18 protein-coding genes are annotated in these 18,948 nt (G+C 41.1%); 7 read left to right on the top strand and 11 right to left on the bottom strand.

Features of this window, described 5'->3' with window-relative positions:
• Positions 1-38: 38 nt before the first annotated feature.
• Genes KTO63_RS02980 through KTO63_RS02965 form a run of 4 tightly spaced genes read right to left on the bottom strand, consistent with a single transcriptional unit; the run spans position 39 to position 3,926 of the window.
• Positions 39-968 carry an ABC transporter ATP-binding protein gene (locus KTO63_RS02980; protein WP_217789632.1) on the bottom strand — a complete coding sequence of 310 codons (930 nt, stop codon included), beginning with the start codon at positions 966-968 and terminating at the stop codon, positions 39-41.
• 42 nt (positions 969-1,010) lie between these two features.
• Positions 1,011-1,946 (bottom strand): HlyD family secretion protein, encoded by a 936-nt coding sequence (locus tag KTO63_RS02975; protein WP_217789631.1) that lies wholly within the window; start codon positions 1,944-1,946, stop codon positions 1,011-1,013.
• 51 nt (positions 1,947-1,997) lie between these two features.
• Positions 1,998-3,260: a TolC family protein gene (locus KTO63_RS02970; protein ID WP_232373000.1), complete on the bottom strand. Its 1,263-nt coding sequence runs from the start codon at positions 3,258-3,260 to the stop codon at positions 1,998-2,000.
• Positions 3,261-3,314: 54 nt separating this feature from the next.
• On the bottom strand, positions 3,315-3,926 hold the full coding sequence (locus KTO63_RS02965; RefSeq protein WP_217789630.1) for a TetR/AcrR family transcriptional regulator: 612 nt from the start codon (positions 3,924-3,926) through the stop codon (positions 3,315-3,317).
• Between the two features lie 276 nt (positions 3,927-4,202).
• Between KTO63_RS02965 and KTO63_RS02960 the strand changes: the two genes are divergently transcribed.
• Positions 4,203-4,514: a ferritin family protein gene (locus KTO63_RS02960; RefSeq protein ID WP_217789629.1), complete on the top strand. Its 312-nt coding sequence runs from the start codon at positions 4,203-4,205 to the stop codon at positions 4,512-4,514.
• Between the two features lie 213 nt (positions 4,515-4,727).
• Positions 4,728-5,777 carry an ABC transporter permease gene (locus KTO63_RS02955; protein ID WP_217789628.1) on the top strand — a complete coding sequence of 350 codons (1,050 nt, stop codon included), beginning with the start codon at positions 4,728-4,730 and terminating at the stop codon, positions 5,775-5,777.
• 148 nt (positions 5,778-5,925) lie between these two features.
• Here KTO63_RS02955 and KTO63_RS02950 read toward each other — a convergent pair whose 3' ends face one another.
• The 3 genes from KTO63_RS02950 to recF all read right to left on the bottom strand — a co-directional run bounded on the left by KTO63_RS02950 (position 5,926) and on the right by recF (position 10,070).
• Entirely contained in the window at positions 5,926-7,497 is a 1,572-nt protein-coding gene (locus KTO63_RS02950) for a hypothetical protein (RefSeq protein WP_217789627.1), read from the bottom strand.
• Between the two features lie 391 nt (positions 7,498-7,888).
• Complete coding sequence (locus KTO63_RS02945) at positions 7,889-8,170, bottom strand: DUF721 domain-containing protein (RefSeq protein WP_217789626.1); 282 nt, start codon at positions 8,168-8,170, stop codon at positions 7,889-7,891.
• A gap of 817 nt (positions 8,171-8,987) precedes the next feature.
• Positions 8,988-10,070 (bottom strand): DNA replication/repair protein RecF, encoded by a 1,083-nt coding sequence (gene recF / locus KTO63_RS02940; protein ID WP_217789625.1) that lies wholly within the window; start codon positions 10,068-10,070, stop codon positions 8,988-8,990.
• 237 nt (positions 10,071-10,307) lie between these two features.
• Between recF and pdhA the strand changes: the two genes are divergently transcribed.
• The 4 genes from pdhA to KTO63_RS02920 all read left to right on the top strand — a co-directional run bounded on the left by pdhA (position 10,308) and on the right by KTO63_RS02920 (position 13,457).
• Positions 10,308-11,303 carry a pyruvate dehydrogenase (acetyl-transferring) E1 component subunit alpha gene (gene pdhA, locus KTO63_RS02935; protein ID WP_217789624.1) on the top strand — a complete coding sequence of 332 codons (996 nt, stop codon included), beginning with the start codon at positions 10,308-10,310 and terminating at the stop codon, positions 11,301-11,303.
• 46 nt (positions 11,304-11,349) lie between these two features.
• Positions 11,350-12,030 (top strand): tetratricopeptide repeat protein, encoded by a 681-nt coding sequence (locus KTO63_RS02930; RefSeq protein WP_232372999.1) that lies wholly within the window; start codon positions 11,350-11,352, stop codon positions 12,028-12,030.
• An 80-nt stretch (positions 12,031-12,110) separates the two neighbouring features.
• A complete protein-coding gene (gene ribH / locus KTO63_RS02925) occupies positions 12,111-12,611 on the top strand; it encodes a 6,7-dimethyl-8-ribityllumazine synthase (protein ID WP_217789623.1) in 501 nt (166 codons plus the stop codon).
• 126 nt (positions 12,612-12,737) lie between these two features.
• A complete protein-coding gene (locus tag KTO63_RS02920; RefSeq protein WP_217789622.1) occupies positions 12,738-13,457 on the top strand; it encodes a (Fe-S)-binding protein in 720 nt (239 codons plus the stop codon).
• 155 nt (positions 13,458-13,612) lie between these two features.
• On the opposite strand, the gene KTO63_RS02915 is transcribed toward KTO63_RS02920, so the two are convergent.
• Complete coding sequence (locus KTO63_RS02915) at positions 13,613-14,371, bottom strand: Rossmann-like and DUF2520 domain-containing protein (RefSeq protein ID WP_217789621.1); 759 nt, start codon at positions 14,369-14,371, stop codon at positions 13,613-13,615.
• Between the two features lie 18 nt (positions 14,372-14,389).
• On the opposite strand from KTO63_RS02915, the gene KTO63_RS02910 reads away from it, so the two are divergent.
• Positions 14,390-15,229 (top strand): alpha/beta hydrolase, encoded by an 840-nt coding sequence (locus KTO63_RS02910; RefSeq protein WP_217789620.1) that lies wholly within the window; start codon positions 14,390-14,392, stop codon positions 15,227-15,229.
• A 49-nt stretch (positions 15,230-15,278) separates the two neighbouring features.
• Here KTO63_RS02910 and KTO63_RS02905 read toward each other — a convergent pair whose 3' ends face one another.
• From KTO63_RS02905 to KTO63_RS02895, 3 genes are all read right to left on the bottom strand, one after another.
• Positions 15,279-16,181 carry a histone deacetylase family protein gene (locus KTO63_RS02905; RefSeq protein ID WP_232372998.1) on the bottom strand — a complete coding sequence of 301 codons (903 nt, stop codon included), beginning with the start codon at positions 16,179-16,181 and terminating at the stop codon, positions 15,279-15,281.
• Positions 16,182-16,400: 219 nt separating this feature from the next.
• Positions 16,401-17,360, bottom strand: coding sequence for an ROK family protein (locus KTO63_RS02900; RefSeq protein WP_217789619.1), 960 nt, complete (start codon positions 17,358-17,360; stop codon positions 16,401-16,403).
• A 132-nt stretch (positions 17,361-17,492) separates the two neighbouring features.
• Positions 17,493-18,944: an MFS transporter gene (locus KTO63_RS02895; protein WP_217789618.1), complete on the bottom strand. Its 1,452-nt coding sequence runs from the start codon at positions 18,942-18,944 to the stop codon at positions 17,493-17,495.
• Positions 18,945-18,948 lie beyond the last annotated feature (4 nt).

Genomic DNA, 18,948 nt, shown 5'->3' with positions numbered 1-18,948 from the left:
AATCAATGTTGTTTTGTCAGCGAGAGCCTTTGACGGGCTCAGCTCGTCGAAGCCTCTGTCATCAACCGGATAAAACTATCTTCGATTGTCGGCTCGATCTTTCTGATCTCAATACCTGAATTGTTCTTTTGTTGCAGGTACGCAATTAGTTTTGGCTCGCTCTGCGCTTCATCAGTTTTGAAAGTAGTGTGCAAGTATTCGCCAAATGCGTACACGCTTTGCAAGTTTTCATAATCCCGCACATCATTCAATATTTTGTGCATATTGTCCGCTTTCACGGCATAAAGTTGCTGAGGGTAGGAGGCAACTATTTTTTCAGGCGTATCAACAGAAAGCAATTCGCCGTTTTGAATGAGCGCAATGCGCTCGCATAAATTTGCTTCGTCCATATAAGGCGTAGAAACCATAATTGTGATCTGTTGCTCCTTCAATCGTTTCAACATCTCCCAGAACTCTTTGCGGGAAACAGCATCGACGCCGGTTGTTGGTTCGTCCAGGAACAAAACCGTGGGTTTGTGAATAAGTGCGCAGCACAGGGCCAGCTTTTGTTTCATACCTCCGGATAATTTCCCAGCACGCCTTTTTTTGAATGGTTCTATTTGAACGTAGATGTCTTTTATAAGATCATAATTTTCAGAAATGGTAGTGCCGAAAAGCGACGCAAAAAAGGTAAGGTTCTCTTCAACAGTCAGATCCTGGTAAAGCGAAAATTTGCCGGGCATATAACCAACACAACCTCTTATTTGTTTATAATCTTTCACAACGTCAAAGCCGTCAACTGTTGCCGTTCCTTTGTCTGCGATCAGTAGTGTTGTGAGTATGCGAAACAACGATGACTTCCCCGCGCCGTCCGGTCCAATCAGCCCAAACAGTTCGCCCTTCGCCACTTCCAGCGAAATATCATTCAGTGCAGTAACACTACCTTTGTCGTATGTCTTCGTTATATGCTCAATTTTTATGGCACTCATACACTCTCCATTTTCAAATTTTCAAATCGTCAAACTTTCAAATTATAATATCACTTCACCGTACATTCCTATCTTTAAAAAACCATCATTTTTCACCCTCACTTTCATTGCGTAAACAAGATTCGCTCTTTCATCCTTCGTTTGAATTGTCTTGGGTGTAAACTCAGACTTATCGGATATCCAGCTAATATTACCCTGGTAGGTTTTGTAGTTTTTTTTGCCATCGTCAATGCGCACTGAAACTTTTTGCCCCTGCCTGATTTGTGACAGTTGTGTTCCTGAAATATAGGCTCTCAGGTAAATAGTGTCGATGTTGGCAATTTTGTACAGCGCTTTGCCCACAGTTGCCATTTCACCTTGCAGTGCATACCTGGTCAGCACCACGCCGGTTAGTGGATTGATGATATTTCCTTTCCGGATCTGATCATTATACGTATCGACCGATTTTTGCAAAGGAGATTTTTCACTCATAATACTCCTGTTTTGTGTAGCAATATTTGTCTCCTGCACAACGATCTGTTGTTTGGTAGCGTTGATCTGTTTTTGCAATTGATCAATCAGTGCATTGATATCATCGAGTTGTTTTCGGGTCGCGGCATCGGCCTTTACCAGGTTTTCTGTCCTTGCTTTTTCCCGTTGTTGTTGTTCCAGTTGGGATTGCTGAACAGCCAATTGCTTTTTAGTCAGTTCCAGTTGTGGACGCGGATCCGTTGTTTTTTCTTTTAATGATTGAATAGTGGCTTGCACTTGTTCCCGCTGAAATTCCACGCCGGCAACATCTATCTTTCCAACGACCACATCCTTCTGCAATGTATCTCCCTCGGTGACTGTAAAGGAAAGCAGCTCTCCATTTTGTTGCGCAGATACAATGACTTCGTCAGCCTCAAAATTTCCCGATGCATCATAATCTTTTTTGTCAGCATTGCACGCCGCAAAAAGGGTAGCGATCAGTAAAGCAAAAGTGATTTTATGTTTCATGAAATATTCTTTGAAGAGTTATTATTCGGTGGTTCTGTTCATTTTCAATTTTCAATTTCCCGCGGTGTTCTTATGATTATATTCCGCCTGCAGCATCTGGATCTCATGTAGTGCTGCATTTAATTTTGCCTGGCTCTCATCGTTAACCTTTACGATGAAGTCATGGGTTGTGATTACGCCATTGTCTAACTGGGCATTGGCAGCGGTTTTGATCGCGCCTCGCAGATCGATCACTTCCTGGTCCTGCTGCAAAAGCTGCTTGTATTTTGATACGTCCTCGCTTTGTTGAGACAGAGAAAGTTGTGTGTTGAACAAGAATGTTTCCCTTTGTACATCAACATTGGAACGGTTGATGTTGATCAACTGCTTGTCATTTTTATTGGTATAAAATCCTGTTATCGGCCAGTTGAATCGCACGCCAACCATACCGTACCAGCCGAAATCGTTGCTAATGAAATTGTATGTGGGCCTTCCGTAATAGCCTTGTGCAAAGGCACTGACTTTTGGAAGATGTGCAATTTCAGCTTGTCTTTCCTGGATGTCGAATAGTTTCTTTTGGTAATCGTATTGCTGTAGTTCCGGTCTGTTAATGTTTGAAGACAATGTTTGATCGCCCGGTTTTACAAGCTGCACGTCGTCCGTAATGGCTAAATTGATCAGGATGGAAAGCATGTTTGCATAGGCTTTTCTGTTCGCTTGCAATTCAATTTTGCTCTGATCAGCATTGATCAGTTCTGCCTTTAATTCATCCACGCTGCTTTTGAAGGCGGTTCCATTGTTGTAAGCTCCTTGTGTTTTGTTCAGTGCACTTTGTATGTCATTTTTCTTCAGCTCCGTTAATTCAATTTGTCTGCCAATCAACAAAATACCAAAGAACAATTGGTTCACCCTTTCTCTTACCGCATATAAATTTACTTCGAGCGTTTGCTGTTGGAGAGCTGCATTGGCCTCTTGTGTTTCCTTTGAATATTTTATGGCGCCACCATCGTAAATGGTTTGCGTTAGCTCTGCACCCACTTTATAAAGGTCCTTACTAAAGGTTGGATAGATTGTTCCCTGCAGTGCCTTTGGAAATTCAACAACATCAGACTGATACGTGGCCTGGCCTACAATGTTGATCTGCGGCAGATAGCCTTTTGCGGCATTGTCAACCGAGTAATCCCTTGTTTTAGAAATCAGGTCGCGCTGTTTTATAAGCGGATAGTTTTGCTTTGCCCGCTCGTAGCATTCTTCAAGTGTAAGCTGCTTTGACTGGCCCATGACGGCGAGACAATGTAAAGCAACTAGTAAAGAAGTGGTGATTGATTTATACATCCTGCTCGAATTTTTGAAATGGTATATTCATTTTCCTAACTGATTGTTATATAACTATGACCTCAGTATTGTTTTTATCCAAATGGGTATCAGTTTCCTTCTTTCATTCATCAGCTCAATAAACTCTGCATCCTTGCTTAAGGCTACTTCCATCAAAAGTGGTTTGGCAACAAACGGAAAGATGATCATGCTGAAAGTGTTGATAACGAAATGCAAAGGCTTGATTGTCTTCTTATTTTTCTTCAATTCTGCCTGAAGCTGCTGCATGAAATGCGACTTCAGCATTATGTTCTTGTTTAGTTTTCCCTTCAGAAATTTAGAGTTGCTTTTCAACGCATTTAAGATGAATAGTGGAAGATCAGGGTACTCAATTATTTGATCAATGTAATAGTTGGTGAGACGGTCTATCTTTTCTTCGATAGAAGTTGTAGTATCATAGAGGAGGGTTTGGATACCACTGATAAAGTGAAGCAGGTTTTCAATCATCACTATTTCGAAAAGCTTTTCCTTGCTTCTGAAATAATAGTTCAGCAATGCCAGGTTCATGCCTGCTTCTTCTGCGATGTCCCTTGTTCTGGCTGCGGCAAATCCCTTGCTGGTAAATACTTTTCGTGCGGCCTCTTTGATCTTTTCTTCTGTTGACAAATCCTTTTTTTGCTTCGCCATGGCAAGTTGTTTGCACAAAATTAAAAATGAATTTCATATTTAAAAATATTTTTTAATCATTTGATTAAATTTTACTTCATCGAAAAAAGGAGAATCTTTGTTGTTGGTTATTAGTTATTAGTTGTTAGTGATTTAGCGCAAAGCATTGCTTATAGATTAAAGGTGTGCTACACCTGTCTAATTCCTAATTCCTAATTTCTAATTGCTCTCCCAGGCGTGGAACAATATTTGCCATTCATCAGCATTCACATATACTTAAACCAAAAAAATTATTCTATGGGATTTGATCAATACCACGAACCTCCTGAGGAGCTATCAGAAGAAACCAGGACATTTGCCCGCATGATAACTTCATTATCAGAAGAAGCAGAGGCGATAAATTGGTATGAACAGCGTATATCCGTGGAGAAAAACAAAGATGCTGTTGCCATCATGAAAAATGCGCAAAAAGAGGAGTTTAAACATTTTGGAATGGACCTTGAGTTTTTATTGAGACAGAATAAAGAATGGCGCGAAATATTAAAAGGCATACTTTTCCAGAAGGGCGATATTGTGAAGCGGGGAGAAGACGCTGAAGAAGCGAATTGAGGGAAGTTATGAGTTGTGAGTTATGAGTAGTTGCTTTGCGAGATACATTGATTTCGCAGGGCAACTTTTTTTATGCAGGTGCCATTGCTAGGACTTTCGTACACCGTGCACCCTACATCGTACATCTCACATTCTCGCTGAACATTTCTCTGGTTCATCATTTTGCACTAATTTACTTTGCTAAGAATAACTGTTTCATTTAAATCTGCTGTTTTGCTACAATACATTGTCCGCAAATTATTTTATGGAATATTGGTGATGCTTGGCGTTGTAGTATTTGTGTTTTTCCTTTTCCAGGGTTTCGGCGATCCGTCGAGACTAGTAATGGGCCAACGTGCGGATGCTGCGACGCAGGAAAATATCAGGAAGGAACTTTATCTTGACCAGCCAAAGTGGAAACAATTTCTGTGGTACCTCAACGATGTTTCTCCCGTTGCGGTTCATTCCTCGGAAGATATTAGCAACAAGCAATTGCACGGTTTATTTGTTGGAACAGATCAAACCAAAATAGGCATTAAAGTTCCTTATTTACGAAGGTCATATCAAAGTAAACGTGAGGTTTGGCAGCTGATAATGGAGGTCTTGCCCGGCACGTTGTTGCTGGCCGTTGCCGCCATGATCATCGCGACTGTCATCGGTATTTTTTTGGGAGTAACAGCTGCTGTTAAGAAAGATACGTGGATGGACACGTCTTCTATTTTTTTAAGTATAGTAGGAATTTCTGCGCCTTCTTTTTTTATGGGAATCATCATTGCTTATTTGTTTGGTTTTGTATTCAGCAAATACACCGGCCTTCACATGACAGGCAGTTGGTTCGACATAGATGAAGTAACTGGTGAAAAATATTTAACGCTGAAAAACCTTTGGTTGCCTGCGATAACACTTGGCATACGTCCGCTGGCAATCATTGCGCAGCTTACAAGAAGCTCGATGCTGGATGTACTCAACCAGGATTATATTCGAACTGCATACGCAAAAGGGTTAAGCAAAAATGTGATAGTATGGAAACATGCCTTGCGAAATGCATTGAATCCCGTAATAACGGCAATTACAGGCTGGTTCGCAGAGCTCCTGGCCGGCGCCTTTTTCGTTGAATATATTTTCGGATGGAAGGGTATAGGCAAGCTTACCGTCGATGCACTCGAGAAACTCGATTTTCCCGTCGTAATGGGCTCTGTGCTTGTTTGCGCCTCCTTATTTATTCTTGTAAATCTGCTCGCAGATATCCTTTACGGTGTGATTGACCCGAGGGTGAAAATTTGAAAATGTGCTAATTTGAAAATTTGAAAATGCTTTAAGTTGACCATTTCTCATTTCATGGTTCTCGGTTTTAGTGCTGCCAATAGTCAATACCGAATACTGCACTAAAAGAATTTTCAAATTTTCAAATCCTCAAATTTTCAAATTAGCCTCAAGCGCGTTCCTCCTCAGAGTACCTCCTCACCTTATGGTCAAGGTATTTTTGCTTGATGATCTCACTCATTGTTTTGTTGTACACTTTGCTTTCTACCCATGAAATGATGTCGAGATAAGCAAAGGCGCGAGTTTCAAAGCGGTTCTTTTCAAGTTGCTTTGTTTTTTGCAGGAATTTTTCCAGCTCCGCTCTCAACTCCCTGCGGGATACGTGGAATGAGTTACGTAAAAACTTAAACATCTCTTGTTCAACCACAGTAAGGTTTTCACGCTTTGACATATATCGGTAAACTGATTTGGTGAGATATTCCACTAAATCAAAATTGCCCAACTCGTAGTGTGCCATCAAATGCAAAAGACGTGCGTAGCTTTGCAGATCGCTTCGCATGTCAAGATTGTCATTAATAATGCGCAATAAGTAGTCAATACAAGTACTGTAATCCTCACTACCAAAGAAAAGCATTGCCATCTTATAATTGATCACCAATACGCGGTGCTGATCGAGGAACAGCGCATATTCAGCAAGTTTTTCTTCAATGAATGGAACCAATGCAAGCCCTTCTTTGAATGCACCTGTAATGACGTGCTGGTTGATCTTTGCACTATAAATGTAAACGAACGATTGTACCTTAAAGTTGTCGTGGTCCTTCACGCGGTCCGTTTGTGCAAACTCTTCAAAACGTTTAAGATCAATTTCAAATTTCTCGTAGTTGCGCAGGTCGAAATGTGCATTGAGCAAATTGTGTAAGCCCTTAATGTAGTTGCCCGTTTCCACACGTATCATTGAAGGCTGATCAGTAAAGAGGTCAACCCATTTCTGCGTGTAACGATAGTACATCAAAAAGTCCTGGCGGATAAATGCATACCAGCAATAGCTTTGATACAGGTAAAGCAGTTCATAAAAACCTGTTTCCTTATAAGCATCCCGAGGAAGGTTTTCTTTAAAAAATGTCTTTACGCCCATCTCATCCCTTTCATTGCGGGAATGTCCATTTTTTATGTAAAAGCTGTAAAGCTGCATGGCAAGATTGGAAAGCCTCGCAACCATATCAATCCTTCTGCTCGATTCATTTGCTTCCTTGGCAAGTTGCTCCGCTCGGCTCTGCATCGTGTGCGTAATGTGAAGCGTCTCGATGCGTTTTTCCAATGCGATGATCTGGGGAAGAAAAAAGAACTTTTCGTTGCTCTTCGCCATTTCCTTCGTTCGGGCCAGGAGGCGAAGGCTTTGAAGAAACAAGCCCTTTTTATATAGAATATGTGCGTAGTCAAATTGCTCGTTCAACTGAAGGTCGATGCTATCAGCACTTTTAAGCAACCTGAGACTCGCAAGGATTTCTTTGTATAAATGCGTTTTTAAGTTGGAAAGTTGAGGCTTTTGAATGCCTGGTAATTTCTTTAATAATAATTTTTCATCATATTCACTAAGCTTGTCCATAGCATCAAATAATTGCACAATTTTCAGGTCCTCTTTAGCAGAACTTCGCTTGATGTACAATTTAAAATGCCTTTTTTCCGCTTTTTCAAGGGAATGGATCAGCTGGAATAATATATCTGAATATTTGTTGGACATAATCTAAAAAAAAGCCTGAAGAGCTTAATCATCAGGAATTTAAATAAAGATATAACCTTTTTGCCATGATTAAATCCTTATCAAAGTGGTTATGAATCTTATAATTCGTAAAGTATTTTTGATATATCAAATGAAACGAAAAAGGGTAAGCAGGTCGTAGAGTATTGAAAATCATTTGATAAAGCTGTAACCAGCACAAAAATTACCAGAACTTTTTTTCATATGGCAAGCAATCGTTAAAGCCTTCTGTTTCTACAGAGGGCTTATTTTTTTGCAAGATACGATGGTGTAATTAATAATTAATAATTAAGAATTAATATCGGTGTCTCTCAAAATGATCGTTGAACAGTTTGCCTTTAAGAACTCTCAACTCTCCATTCTCCACTCTCAATTACTTAATCACCACCTCTTTAATCACTTTTTCGCCCAGCGCCTCGTTTACCTGCTTGATAATGTTTTCTTTTTGAAACAGCAATTCGTTTCTAAGGGGAGCAACGGTAGTGGTTATATAAAGTTTATTCCCATGAATTTTAATGTCTTCCGTGTATTTAGCAATGGTCTTGCCCATAATTTGTTCCCAAACCTGTTCTATCTGGATAGCTTGCATATAGCCATTTAACCTGCTGTTTTTCAGGAACTGTTTCAGTGCGTCGCCTATTGAATATTCTCCCATAACGATAAGTTGCGGTAAAGGTAGGAATCAATTAGGAATTAGGAATTAGGAGTTAGGAATTAGAAGGAGGACACAGGGATTTAAGGTAATTGGCTTTAAATTATTAACAGCGAGGAAATTTGCTTTTGCTTAAATAATTGATTTTAAGCAACTAATACTTTATTAAATCTTCTACAGTTGAACGAAAACCTGTATCGGCTATGGGGTGTTGCAACTTTTTTTTTTCAACTGCCCTCTTATATGTGTTAATCCAATAATGAAAGAAAAAAACTAAATCCAATATCAATCGAGTTCCTTCTTTAACCCTTTCATTATATATAAAATAATTGGTGTTCCGGCGCGTGAGCGTTCCCTACGTAATAACATGAGAAAGCATACTTAATCCGTACTCTTTCGAAAACCGCCGGAATACTTTTATTTCACCCTCCGTACAGACAAGGCAATGCCTTGTCTCTAGCAAAACACAATTTCGTCGTAAAGCCCGTTTTTATATCCATTCTATCAGAAAAACAAAAGCAATCCGTACACTATTTGAAAACAATAGAACAAATAATTATATCCAATATGTCCGGAAAAACCATCGTAAGTAAGGCCCGTTTTTATCCATTCTATCAGAAAAACTAAAAAGAGTCCGTACACTATTTGAAAACAACAGATCAATAATTATATCCAACATTTCCAGAAAAACCATCGTTCGTTAGGCCCGTTTTTAATCCAATCTATGCAAGACAGCAATGCGTTAATCCGTACTCTGCCGAAAGCAATTCGAAAGACATTTACTTGATTAAATGTCTTTTTTGTTTTTAGAAATGAAGCGCTATAGTTTTATCAGTTGTTGCGGAATGTTCAATGCAGAAAATGCGTTAGACAAACGATCGCAGTGTGTATCGGTAAGTAAAACCTGTCCGTCATTATGCGAACAAACCCATTGCAGTAAATTGTTGATACGGTTTTCATCCAGTTTCTCGAAAACATCGTCCAGTAGCAGGATAGGAGCGAATCCCTTTTCCTGTTGCAAGGTTTCAAACTCCGCAAGTTTCAAAGCAAAAAGCAAACTTTTTCGTTGCCCCTGCGAAGCAATTTGTTTGAACGGTTTTTCAAATAGTTTCAACTCAATATCGTCCTTGTGTATACCTACGTTTGTGCGTTGCAGATATAGATCTCTTTCTCTTGACAAATGCAGGCAATTGATAAATGAGTTGGCCGTCAGCTGGCTGTCGTACATTATGTCTACAGCGTAAGTTTCGCCCGAGATCTGCTGGTAAAATTGCTTTACCAATTCAATAAACTTTTGCAGTCGCAGTTTTCGTTGCTCAAATACATAATTACCCGCTGCGATCAGCTGGTGGTCGAGCACTTCGAGTAAATGTTCATCCACTCTTCTTTGATCTGCAAATTGTTTCAGAACGCTGTTTCTTTGGAGCAGTATTTTATTGTATTGAATGAGTTGAAGCAGGTATTGATGGTCGACCTGGCAAAATAAAGCATCGATAAAATGCCGGCGCTCCTCGCTGCCGCCGGTTATGATCTGCACATCGTCCGGAGCGATCATGACCGCAGGGAATTTGCCGATATGTTCAGATAGTTTTCCATACAATTTGTCATTGTCCGAAAACTCCTTTTTTCCTGTTTCCCGTAAAATGCTGGTGAGCTTGTGCGATTCACCGTTCAGGGTAAAATTTCCCTCCAGTCGAAAACCGTTTAATCCCTGCTGCACGTTTTGCGCATCACTTTTGGTGAAATAACTCCTGGTAAAGCACAAATAATACACCGCATCCAGCAAATTCGTTTTCCCGATGCCATTTTTCCCACAAATTCCCGTGACCTTTTCGGTGAAGCTGAAAGATTGCGCCAAATAATTCTTAAACTGAACGATTGTTATTTCCTGGATTTGAAGCATGAAGAGTGCAAATTAATTTGAAAATGTGGGAATTTGAAAATTTGAAAATGGGAGGTGCGGCCTGCATTCGGAAAATGTAAACAATTAGATATATGAGGAAATTGTGTCATCTGTCAGGAATGATAACCCCTTCATTTTCAAATTTTCAAATCTTCAAATGAGCACATTCCATTATTTTCAAATTTTCAAATTTTCAAATTGTTATTCCCTTATCTTTGCCCGTCAAATTTGAATACTGTGGCAACAAAATTTTCCAAAGAAACTTATTTGTATTGGTACGAACTCATGAAGCTTATACGCGAGTTCGAGTTAATGGCAGAAGAGAAATATAAAATGGAAGGCAAAATTCGTGGTTTCTTTCATGCTTACATTGGGCAGGAAGCGATTGCAGCAGGTTGTATGACCGCTACAAAACCAGAAGATGCGTTCATTACTGGATATCGCGATCACGGTTTGGCAATTGCCAAGGGTGTAAGTGCGAAAAGTTGTATGGCCGAGTTGTATGGTAAAGCCACGGGCTGTGCGAAAGGAAAAGGTGGCAGTATGCACTTTTTTGGTAAAGATGTTAATTTCTTCGGTGGTCACGGTATCGTAGGTGCGCAAATTGGAACTGGCGCCGGTATCGCTTTTGCTGAAAAATATAAAGGAACAGATCACGTTTGCCTGACCTTCTTCGGCGATGGTGCTGCAAGACAAGGTATGGTGAACGAAGTGTTCAACATGGCAATGACCTGGAAATTGCCGGTAATTTTCATTTGTGAGAACAATCACTACGCAATGGGAACTTCTGTAGAAAGAACCTCTAACGTGGTGGATATCTATAAAATGGCTGATGCGTTTGAAATGCCTGCCGACAGCATCGACGGGATGAGCGCAGAAGCAGTTCACGAAGGCATGGCAAGAGCCGTGAAAAGAGCTCGTGAAGGCGGTGGACCTACTTTGTTGGAAATCAAGACCTACCGCTACAAAGGTCACTCTATTTCTGATCCTCAGAAATACCGCACCAAAGAAGAAGTGGAAGAGTACAAACAAAAGGATCCAATTGAAATGGTGCTGAAAACAATCCTCGACAACAAATTTGCAACCCAGGAAGAGATCGACGCGATCAACAAACGCGTTGCTGATCAGGTTACAGAAGCTGTTACCTTTGCAGAGGAATCCCCATTACCATCAGACGATGAAGTGTTGAAGGATGTATATGTTGATCAGAATTATCCATTCATTGTTGACTAATCTTAAGCATATCTAAAAACTAAAATAAACCGTAATTAGAACTAAAATGGCAGACGTTAATCAGGTTCAGCAAACCGAAGAAAGAAATGAAGTGGTTGATCGCATGACCGGTTTCTGGAGTAAAAATAACAAAGCGATTGTAATGGCTTTTGCTGCTTTAATCATCGTTGTAGGTGGTTACTTCGGCTATAAGTATCTTGTAAAAGAACCAAATGAGAAAAAAGCCAGCGATGCAATTTTCAGAGCGGAAAGCTATTACCGCCAGGATTCATTGAGCCTTGCTCTTAATGGTGACAATGTTAATCCGGGTTTTGTAAAAGTAGCTTCTAAGTTCAGCGGCACAAAAGCTGGTAACATTGCTAATTTCTATGCAGGTGACTGCTATTTGAAATTGGGTGATTATGCTAATGCAATTAAGTACCTGAAAGCATTCTCTACAAGTTCTAAACAATTCGAAGCAAGAGCCCTGGCTCTATTGGGTGATGCATATGCAGATTCGGGTAAAAAAGAAGAAGCAATCGACCAGTATAAAAAAGCAGGTACCTTGTTTGAGAAAGATGACTATAACTCTCCGGAATATCTTTTCCGTGCAGGTTTGCTTTCTGAAACAATTGGCAAAACCAAAGAAGCTATTGAGTTGTACAAAACAATCCAAACAAAATACCCTCGTAGCGAAAGAGGTATGTCTATTGACAAATACCTTGCGAGACTGGGCGTAACTGAATAACTATAAAGTCAAAAGTCAAAAGTGAAAAATCAAAAATGCAACTCGTTTTTACTTTTTACTTTTGAATTTTAAATTTCGAAATGGCAACAGTATCAAACAGTAGTTTACTAGAAATAAATGCAGGCATTCTTCCAAAGGATGCCTGTGTTGTTATTGTGAAAACAGAATGGAACGCAGTCACAATTAACAAGCTTGAAGATGGCTGCAGAAAAGTTTTTGCAGAACAAGGCATAGAGAATGTAAAGACGATCGTAGTGCCCGGCGCTTTTGAAATTCCTTTTGGCGTAAAAGCTTACTGGGAAGCGAAAGAAAACTCTTACGAACAACCCGATGCATTTATTGCGCTAGGTGTTGTATTGCGCGGAGATACGCCGCATTTCGACTATGTATGCAAAGCGGTAACAGATGGTGTGGTGAATCTGAACCTTCAGCTACCTGTACCTGTTATTTTTGGTGTGTTGACAGTAGATAACCAGCAACAGGCCGATGAAAGAGTAGGCGGTGTGCATGGTCACAAAGGAGAAGAGGCGGCGATTACAGCGTTGAAGATGATTGCGTTGAAGAGAAGTTTTGAGCACTGATCTTTAATTGAAAATTGAAAGTTGAAAATTGAAAATGGAATGCTCGACATTTAGGCGTTTTCAACTTTCAACTTTCAATTTTCAACTCCCTAACAACCAACAACCATCAACTAACAACTTCCTGACATGAACGTACAACTATTCATACCTTGTTTCGTTGATCAATTGTATCCGCAAACGGCATTCAATATGGTGAAGGTTTTGCGGAAACTTGGTTGTGAGGTTTCCTATAACGAGAATCAAACCTGCTGTGGGCAGCCGGCTTTTAATGCAGGGTTCCAGCATGAGGCGAAAGAGGTTTGCTCCAAATTCCTCAAAGACTTTTCAGGAACTGATTATATCGTTGCGCCAAGTGCTTCCTGCACTGGCTTTGTAAGAAATTACTATACAAAACTGTTCGATAATTCTTCCGTTCACAATGAGGTGAAGAACCTTGGAAATCGTTTGTACGAATTCTCTGAGTTTCTTGTAAAGGTGTTGGGGGTGGAAGATGTGGGCGCGACCTTCCCCGCAAAGGCCACTTACCACGATTCCTGTGCAGGTTTGCGTGAATGCAAGATCAAGCAGGAGCCGCGCAAATTGCTGAAAAATGTAAAAGGACTTGAACTCGTTGAAATGAACGATGTTGAAACCTGCTGCGGTTTCGGTGGCACATTTGCGGTAAAATTTGAACCAATCTCTGTGGCCATGGCCGACCAGAAAATTACTAATGCGGTAGCCACAGAAGCGGAATACATTATCTCCACAGACCTTTCCTGCCTCATGCACATTGGTGGGCGCAGCAATTTCAAAGGCAATAAAATCAAGACGATTCATTTGGCGGATGTGCTGGCAAGCGGATGGTAATAGTTGAGAGTTGAGAGTTGAGAGTTGAGAGTTGAGAGTTGAGAGTTGAGAGTTGAGAGTTGAGAAAAATGTAATCGTTGAAGATACTACATTTAGCCATGATCATTGAATGCATGGCTATAAAGAACTCTCCATTCTCCATTCTCAACTCTCAATTATTCATACCTCTCCATTATTTCATCACTAAATACCTTATACAATTTCTTTAGTTGCGGTTCGTGCTGGAGTAATTGAAGATGTTTTTCTATCGTCGTCACATCTCTGCGAATTGCAGGGCCGGTCTGCATTGTAGCGGGAGCGTTGGCCTCAAGTCTGCCTACAGTTTCCCGGATAAGCGGCAATAACAATTCGAAATTAATGTTCTGGTGTCTGCAATAATCATCTGCCAAGGTAAACAGATGATTGGTGAAATTATTAACTATCACTGCTCCTACATGGAGGTGTAATCTTTTATTATCATCTGCAATTGCCACTTCTTCACTGATGGTTGTTCCCAATTCGATCAATACGCTGATATCTGCATTGGTATTGGCATCTACAAGAAACGGGATTTCAATATCCGCATCGCTGTTTTTCTTAAGGCTCTGCAATGGGTAAAAAATACCGTAACGCGGCGAGATTTTTTTGAGCACGTCTTTACTCACAGACCCTGCGGTGTGCACCACGAGGCTATCGCAACGAAAATCATCGGGTAGTTCATACAGGCCATTGTCAGAAATAGCGATGATGTACAGATCCGCATCTTTAGAAATGTCACTCCAATCGTAGCAGGGCGTGGCTTTCAATTCCTTTGCCAGTTGACCCGTTTTTTCATTGCTTCTTCCATACACCTCTACGATTTTATGAGATGCTCGTAAAAGCTTGTGACCTACAACAGTTGCAACATTGCCTGTTCCTATAATCGTAATGTTCATTGCACTAATTTTGGGGTGATGAAATTAAAACAAAAACTTGCGATCCGCTACATCAGCAGCAAGCTGAAACTTATTTCTGTTGTTTCGAAAAAACGCGCAGCTGAAAAAGCCTTTGATCTTTTCAGCAGCCCGGTATCGAGATCGCGAAAACAATCTGCACTGTTTGATAAGGTAGAGCGACTGCCCATGCAGGTTGACAATATTCCTGTTATGGCGTACAGATGGAACAAAGGAGCAGGCAAAAAGGTTCTCGTTCTCCATGGTTTTCAGAGCGCCAGTAAAAATTTCGATCATTTTATTCAATTGCTTATCAATAAAGGATATGAGGTATTGGCGGTTGATGCTCCGGCGCATGGCGAGTCTGGCGGCGACAGGATATTGTTGCCATTGTATGTAAAAACCATTGAAGCCGCTTTCAACCAGTTTGGACCCATTCAAAATTTTGTAGCACACTCTTTCGGTGGTTTGGCGATCACCCATTTCCTTGAAAAAATTGAACATTGCGAGGATTACAAGATTGCGCTCATTGCTCCGGCAACGGAAACTTCAAGCGCTATTGATCTTTTTTTCACAACGCTGAATCTCAATGATTCCTTTAGAAAAGAATTTGAGGATATTATTATCGAAAAAGGTGGCAAGCATTCTTCTGAATATTCCATCGCAAGAGCGGTAAAAACGATCAAGGCAAAAATATTGTGGATACATGATGCAGATGATGATGTAACGCCTTACAGTGATGTGATCCCTGTGATCAATGCCAATCATGGTCATATACAATTCATAACTACAAAGGGTTTGGGGCATCGGAAAATATACCACGACGAAAAAGTAGTGAAAGCGGTGATTGATTTTTTGTGATTAAGGCTTCGGCAAGCTCAGCCTGACAGCGGATTCTCCTTTCATCTACTCACGAATAAATATCAATAGCGGCTTTGAAAGTGTTGCAATGCGCTTCCACAATTTTCTTTACATCGGCGGAGTAGCCGCCGCCCATGGCAACGGTTACGGGAATGTTTCTTTTTTTTAGTTCTTCAAACACAAATACGTCTCTTTGGCGGCAACCTGCTATTGTCACTTTTAGCTTTCCGAATTTGTCAGTATCAAGAATATCAACACCGGAGAGAAAGAAAGCGAATTGTGGCTTCTCCTTGTCAAGCAAGCCTGGCAAAGTGTTTTGCAGAATGGACAAATAGGTGTTTGTGTCTGTTCCGTCCAGTAACGGTATATCAAGGTCTGATTTTTCTTTGTGAAAAGGGTAGTTGTGTGCGCCATGCATGCTGAATGTGAAGACGCGTGGTTCATGTTCAAATATTTTGGCAGAGCCATTTCCCTGGTGCACGTCGAGGTCGATAATCATGATTTTTGTTGCTTCTTTTCTATGCAGTAAATAATTTGCTGCAATTGCCATATCATTCAACAAACAAAATCCTTCGCCTTTGTCTGCATACGCGTGATGTGTGCCACCAGCGACATTCAGCGCCACGCTGTCTTTCATCGCATGGTAACAACAATCAATTGTTCCCTGGGCAATGATCAGTTCACGTTCTGTTAATAGTGGTGATTGCGGAAAACCAATCTTTCTTTGTTCGCTTGCGCTGAGCGTTTGATGGATTAGTTTGTTGTAGTACTCTTCCGTGTGGGTTAGCAAAACAGTTTCTTTCGGACAAACCACTGGCTCAAAAATATTCTTCTTTGTAATCACACCTTCATGTAGCAACTGCTCGGGAATCAGATCATATTTCAACATCGGAAAGCGATGCCCTTCGGGGAGAGGGTGGGAGTAGATGGCGGAGTGAGCGATAAGCGCCATAAGCGAATTAATAATTAATAATTAAAAATTAATAGGTGCAGCCAATTGAAGCAATTGCGCTTGTTTGGGTGCTACACAGTGTTTAAGACATGTTTTTCTACAAAAACAAAGGGCATTTATTCAAGTGAACAATGCCCTTCTATAAAACTATTTGAGTAATACTGATTACGTTTTATGCAGCACAGAAAGAATTATTAATTCTTAATTCTTAATTGGCCCTCATTTGTCCATATTCCACACCAAAGCACTTGCACCCAATATCGCAGCATCAGATTCTTTCAGATGGCTCACTATGAGTTTTACTTTGTTTTGGAAGATCTTGATCAGGTTATCTTCCATGTGCTCTTGCGTAGGACGCAGGATAAAGTCACCCGCTTTGGTAAGTCCGCCGAAAAGAATAATTGCTTCCGGGCTGGAGAACATTACTGCATTTGCCAACGCCAGACCAAGAATTTTACCGGTATATTCGAAAACTTGTTTTGCGATCTTATCGCCTTTGATGGCTGCGTCATACACTTTTTTAGAATCCATTTCTGATTCCGGAACCACTCTGAGAAGGCTGTCTTCAGCACTTTTGCTTAGTAGTTCAAGCGCAGTCAGCTTCACACCTGTTGCAGAAGCGTAAATTTCGAGGGAACCGTGTTTGCCAGTGCCCGGGTGAAAACGGCCATCAGGAATAACCACCGCGTGGCCAAGTTCTCCGGCGAAACCGTCATGGCCATAGATCAACTGACCATTCGCCACGATGCCACTGCCCACACCTGTGCCGAGGGTGATCATTATAAAGTCTTTCATCCCTTTTGCCGCGCCATACATCATTTCGCCGATTGCTGCTGCGTTGGCGTCATTGGTAAGTGTAACGGGCAATTGAAATTTATTCTCAAGCAATTTTGCAAGGGGCACTATGCCTTTCCATGGAAGATTTGGAGCGTATTCAATTGTTCCGGTGTAGAAGTTGCCGTTTGGAGCACCAACACCAATACCTTTCATTCGTCCAACACCACCTGTTTTATTAATCAGTTCGAAAACTGCATCATATAATTCATCGATAAATGTTTCTACATGGGAATGTTTCTTAGTGGAAATTTCACTGGAAAATAACACGTTGCCATTGCGATCTACAATACCAAATTTGGTACCTGTTCCGCCGATATCTATACCAATTGCTAAGGAAGTCATTTGTAAAGTTGGTTTATAGTAATGCGCGAAGATAGGAAAGGATGTACGATGTACGGCGTACGGTGTACGAAATTCATTTTGGTTTAACTCCTTAAAGTATTTCGTACACCGTACTTCGTACGTCACAACAGTCTAATGTCCTCCTGCGCTTTCTAGAGAATCATAATCTATACCTTGTGCTTTGAGCAGCGATTTTGCTTTTACGGCGTAGAAAGCCAGGTAAAGAAAACACGCAACTCCCACTACGTAAGAGTATTGTATGCCTAAAATAGCGTCGCTGGACAGTACACCCTGTAGCAATGGGATCAGACCACCACCCATAATCATCATAATCAGGAAGCTTGCGCCTTCGTTGGTATGTTTTCCAAGGCCTGCAATAGCCAGGGTAAAAATACAAGGCCACAAAGTGCTACAGAACAAACCAACGCTGATAAATGCAAAGGTGCTCACCATACCATCAGCCAGCATGCCAATAATGAGTGCTATTATGGCAAGAGCAGAGTAGATCAGCAACTGGCGTGCGGGGTTGCCCTTACTAAAGTAGTCACCGATGATCATTGCAACAATCACAGCGGCATAAATGTAGAAAGGAACCACATCATGACCGGCAATTTTATTAGCAATAATGAAAACAAGGAATGCCAGGTAAGGCATGATAAAACCAAGTATTTTGGTAATTCCTTTATTCAGGTTGAAAGCGCCTACAGAGCTTGTCCAACGGCCAATCATCAAACTTGCCCAGTAAAGGGAAACATAAGGAGCTACCTGGCTGGTATCAAGGCCTAAATGTTTTTCGATAAACAATGGCAGGTTGGATGCTGTAGATACTTCAACACCTACATAGATGAAGATAGCTATCATGCCCAGCACAAGTTGAGGGTATTTGAAAACGGAACCTCTGTCTTTGTAAAGATGGTCCTTTGGATCTTCTACGACATCATCGGATACCGTGTGTATTTTGTTAGGTACAGAGGAGAATCTAAAGATGAGGGCAGCCACGATGAAAGCGGCGCCGAGTATAAGATAAGGTGTTTTTACAGACTCAATACTTGCGGTTGTATTACCTGCAGAAACACTGCCGAATATAGCAAAGCTTACAAGCAATGGTCCGATGGTAGTACCGAAATTGTTGATACCACCAGCCATGCTCAAACGCTGTGAACCGGTTTTGGGATCACCCATCACAATGGCCAGCGGGTTGGCGGCTGTTTGTTGTAGCGAGAAGCCGAGACCAACTATGAAAAGTCCGCCAAGCAATAAGCCGTAAGAAGCCGTTTGCGCCGCAGGATAAAACAACAAGGTACCAACGGCGGAAATGATCAAGCCCAGGGATATACCATTTTTATAACCAATGCGGTTTAGAATGTCACCACCGCTTGCTCTGGAAATACCGAAATAAATTATTGAACCTACAGTGTAGGCCACATAGAAAGCAACCGAGATCAATTGAGATTGCCATGGGGCAAGGTCAAGGGCTTTTTTGAAAACTGGAATAAGGATATCGTTGCTCGCGGCTACGAAACCCCAGAAGAAGAATACAGTGACCAGCGTTCCAAACTGGGACCACTTCGTTTGTTGACTCATACTA

Origin of the sequence: Pinibacter aurantiacus (assembly GCF_019130065.1) — a bacterium.
Lineage (GTDB): Bacteria > Bacteroidota > Bacteroidia > Chitinophagales > Chitinophagaceae > Pinibacter > Pinibacter aurantiacus.
The sequence above is the reverse complement of the archived record's forward strand: the minus strand, read 5'-3'. Positions and strand labels throughout refer to the sequence as shown.

Coding starts and splice junctions, on each gene's coding strand:
- KTO63_RS02965 (WP_217789630.1), bottom strand. CDS start 3,926: ATGGCGAAGCAAAAAAAGGATTTGTCAACAGAAGAAAAGATCAAAGAG.
- ribH (WP_217789623.1), top strand. CDS start 12,111: ATGGCAACAGTATCAAACAGTAGTTTACTAGAAATAAATGCAGGCATT.
- KTO63_RS02910 (WP_217789620.1), top strand. CDS start 14,390: ATGAAATTAAAACAAAAACTTGCGATCCGCTACATCAGCAGCAAGCTG.
- KTO63_RS02945 (WP_217789626.1), bottom strand. CDS start 8,170: ATGGGAGAATATTCAATAGGCGACGCACTGAAACAGTTCCTGAAAAAC.
- KTO63_RS02915 (WP_217789621.1), bottom strand. CDS start 14,371: ATGAACATTACGATTATAGGAACAGGCAATGTTGCAACTGTTGTAGGT.
- KTO63_RS02950 (WP_217789627.1), bottom strand. CDS start 7,497: ATGTCCAACAAATATTCAGATATATTATTCCAGCTGATCCATTCCCTT.
- KTO63_RS02920 (WP_217789622.1), top strand. CDS start 12,738: ATGAACGTACAACTATTCATACCTTGTTTCGTTGATCAATTGTATCCG.
- KTO63_RS02900 (WP_217789619.1), bottom strand. CDS start 17,360: ATGACTTCCTTAGCAATTGGTATAGATATCGGCGGAACAGGTACCAAA.
- KTO63_RS02930 (WP_232372999.1), top strand. CDS start 11,350: ATGGCAGACGTTAATCAGGTTCAGCAAACCGAAGAAAGAAATGAAGTG.
- KTO63_RS02895 (WP_217789618.1), bottom strand. CDS start 18,944: ATGAGTCAACAAACGAAGTGGTCCCAGTTTGGAACGCTGGTCACTGTA.
- KTO63_RS02960 (WP_217789629.1), top strand. CDS start 4,203: ATGGGATTTGATCAATACCACGAACCTCCTGAGGAGCTATCAGAAGAA.
- KTO63_RS02970 (WP_232373000.1), bottom strand. CDS start 3,260: ATGTATAAATCAATCACCACTTCTTTACTAGTTGCTTTACATTGTCTC.
- KTO63_RS02980 (WP_217789632.1), bottom strand. CDS start 968: ATGAGTGCCATAAAAATTGAGCATATAACGAAGACATACGACAAAGGT.
- KTO63_RS02905 (WP_232372998.1), bottom strand. CDS start 16,181: ATGGCGCTTATCGCTCACTCCGCCATCTACTCCCACCCTCTCCCCGAA.
- KTO63_RS02975 (WP_217789631.1), bottom strand. CDS start 1,946: ATGAAACATAAAATCACTTTTGCTTTACTGATCGCTACCCTTTTTGCG.
- recF (WP_217789625.1), bottom strand. CDS start 10,070: ATGCTTCAAATCCAGGAAATAACAATCGTTCAGTTTAAGAATTATTTG.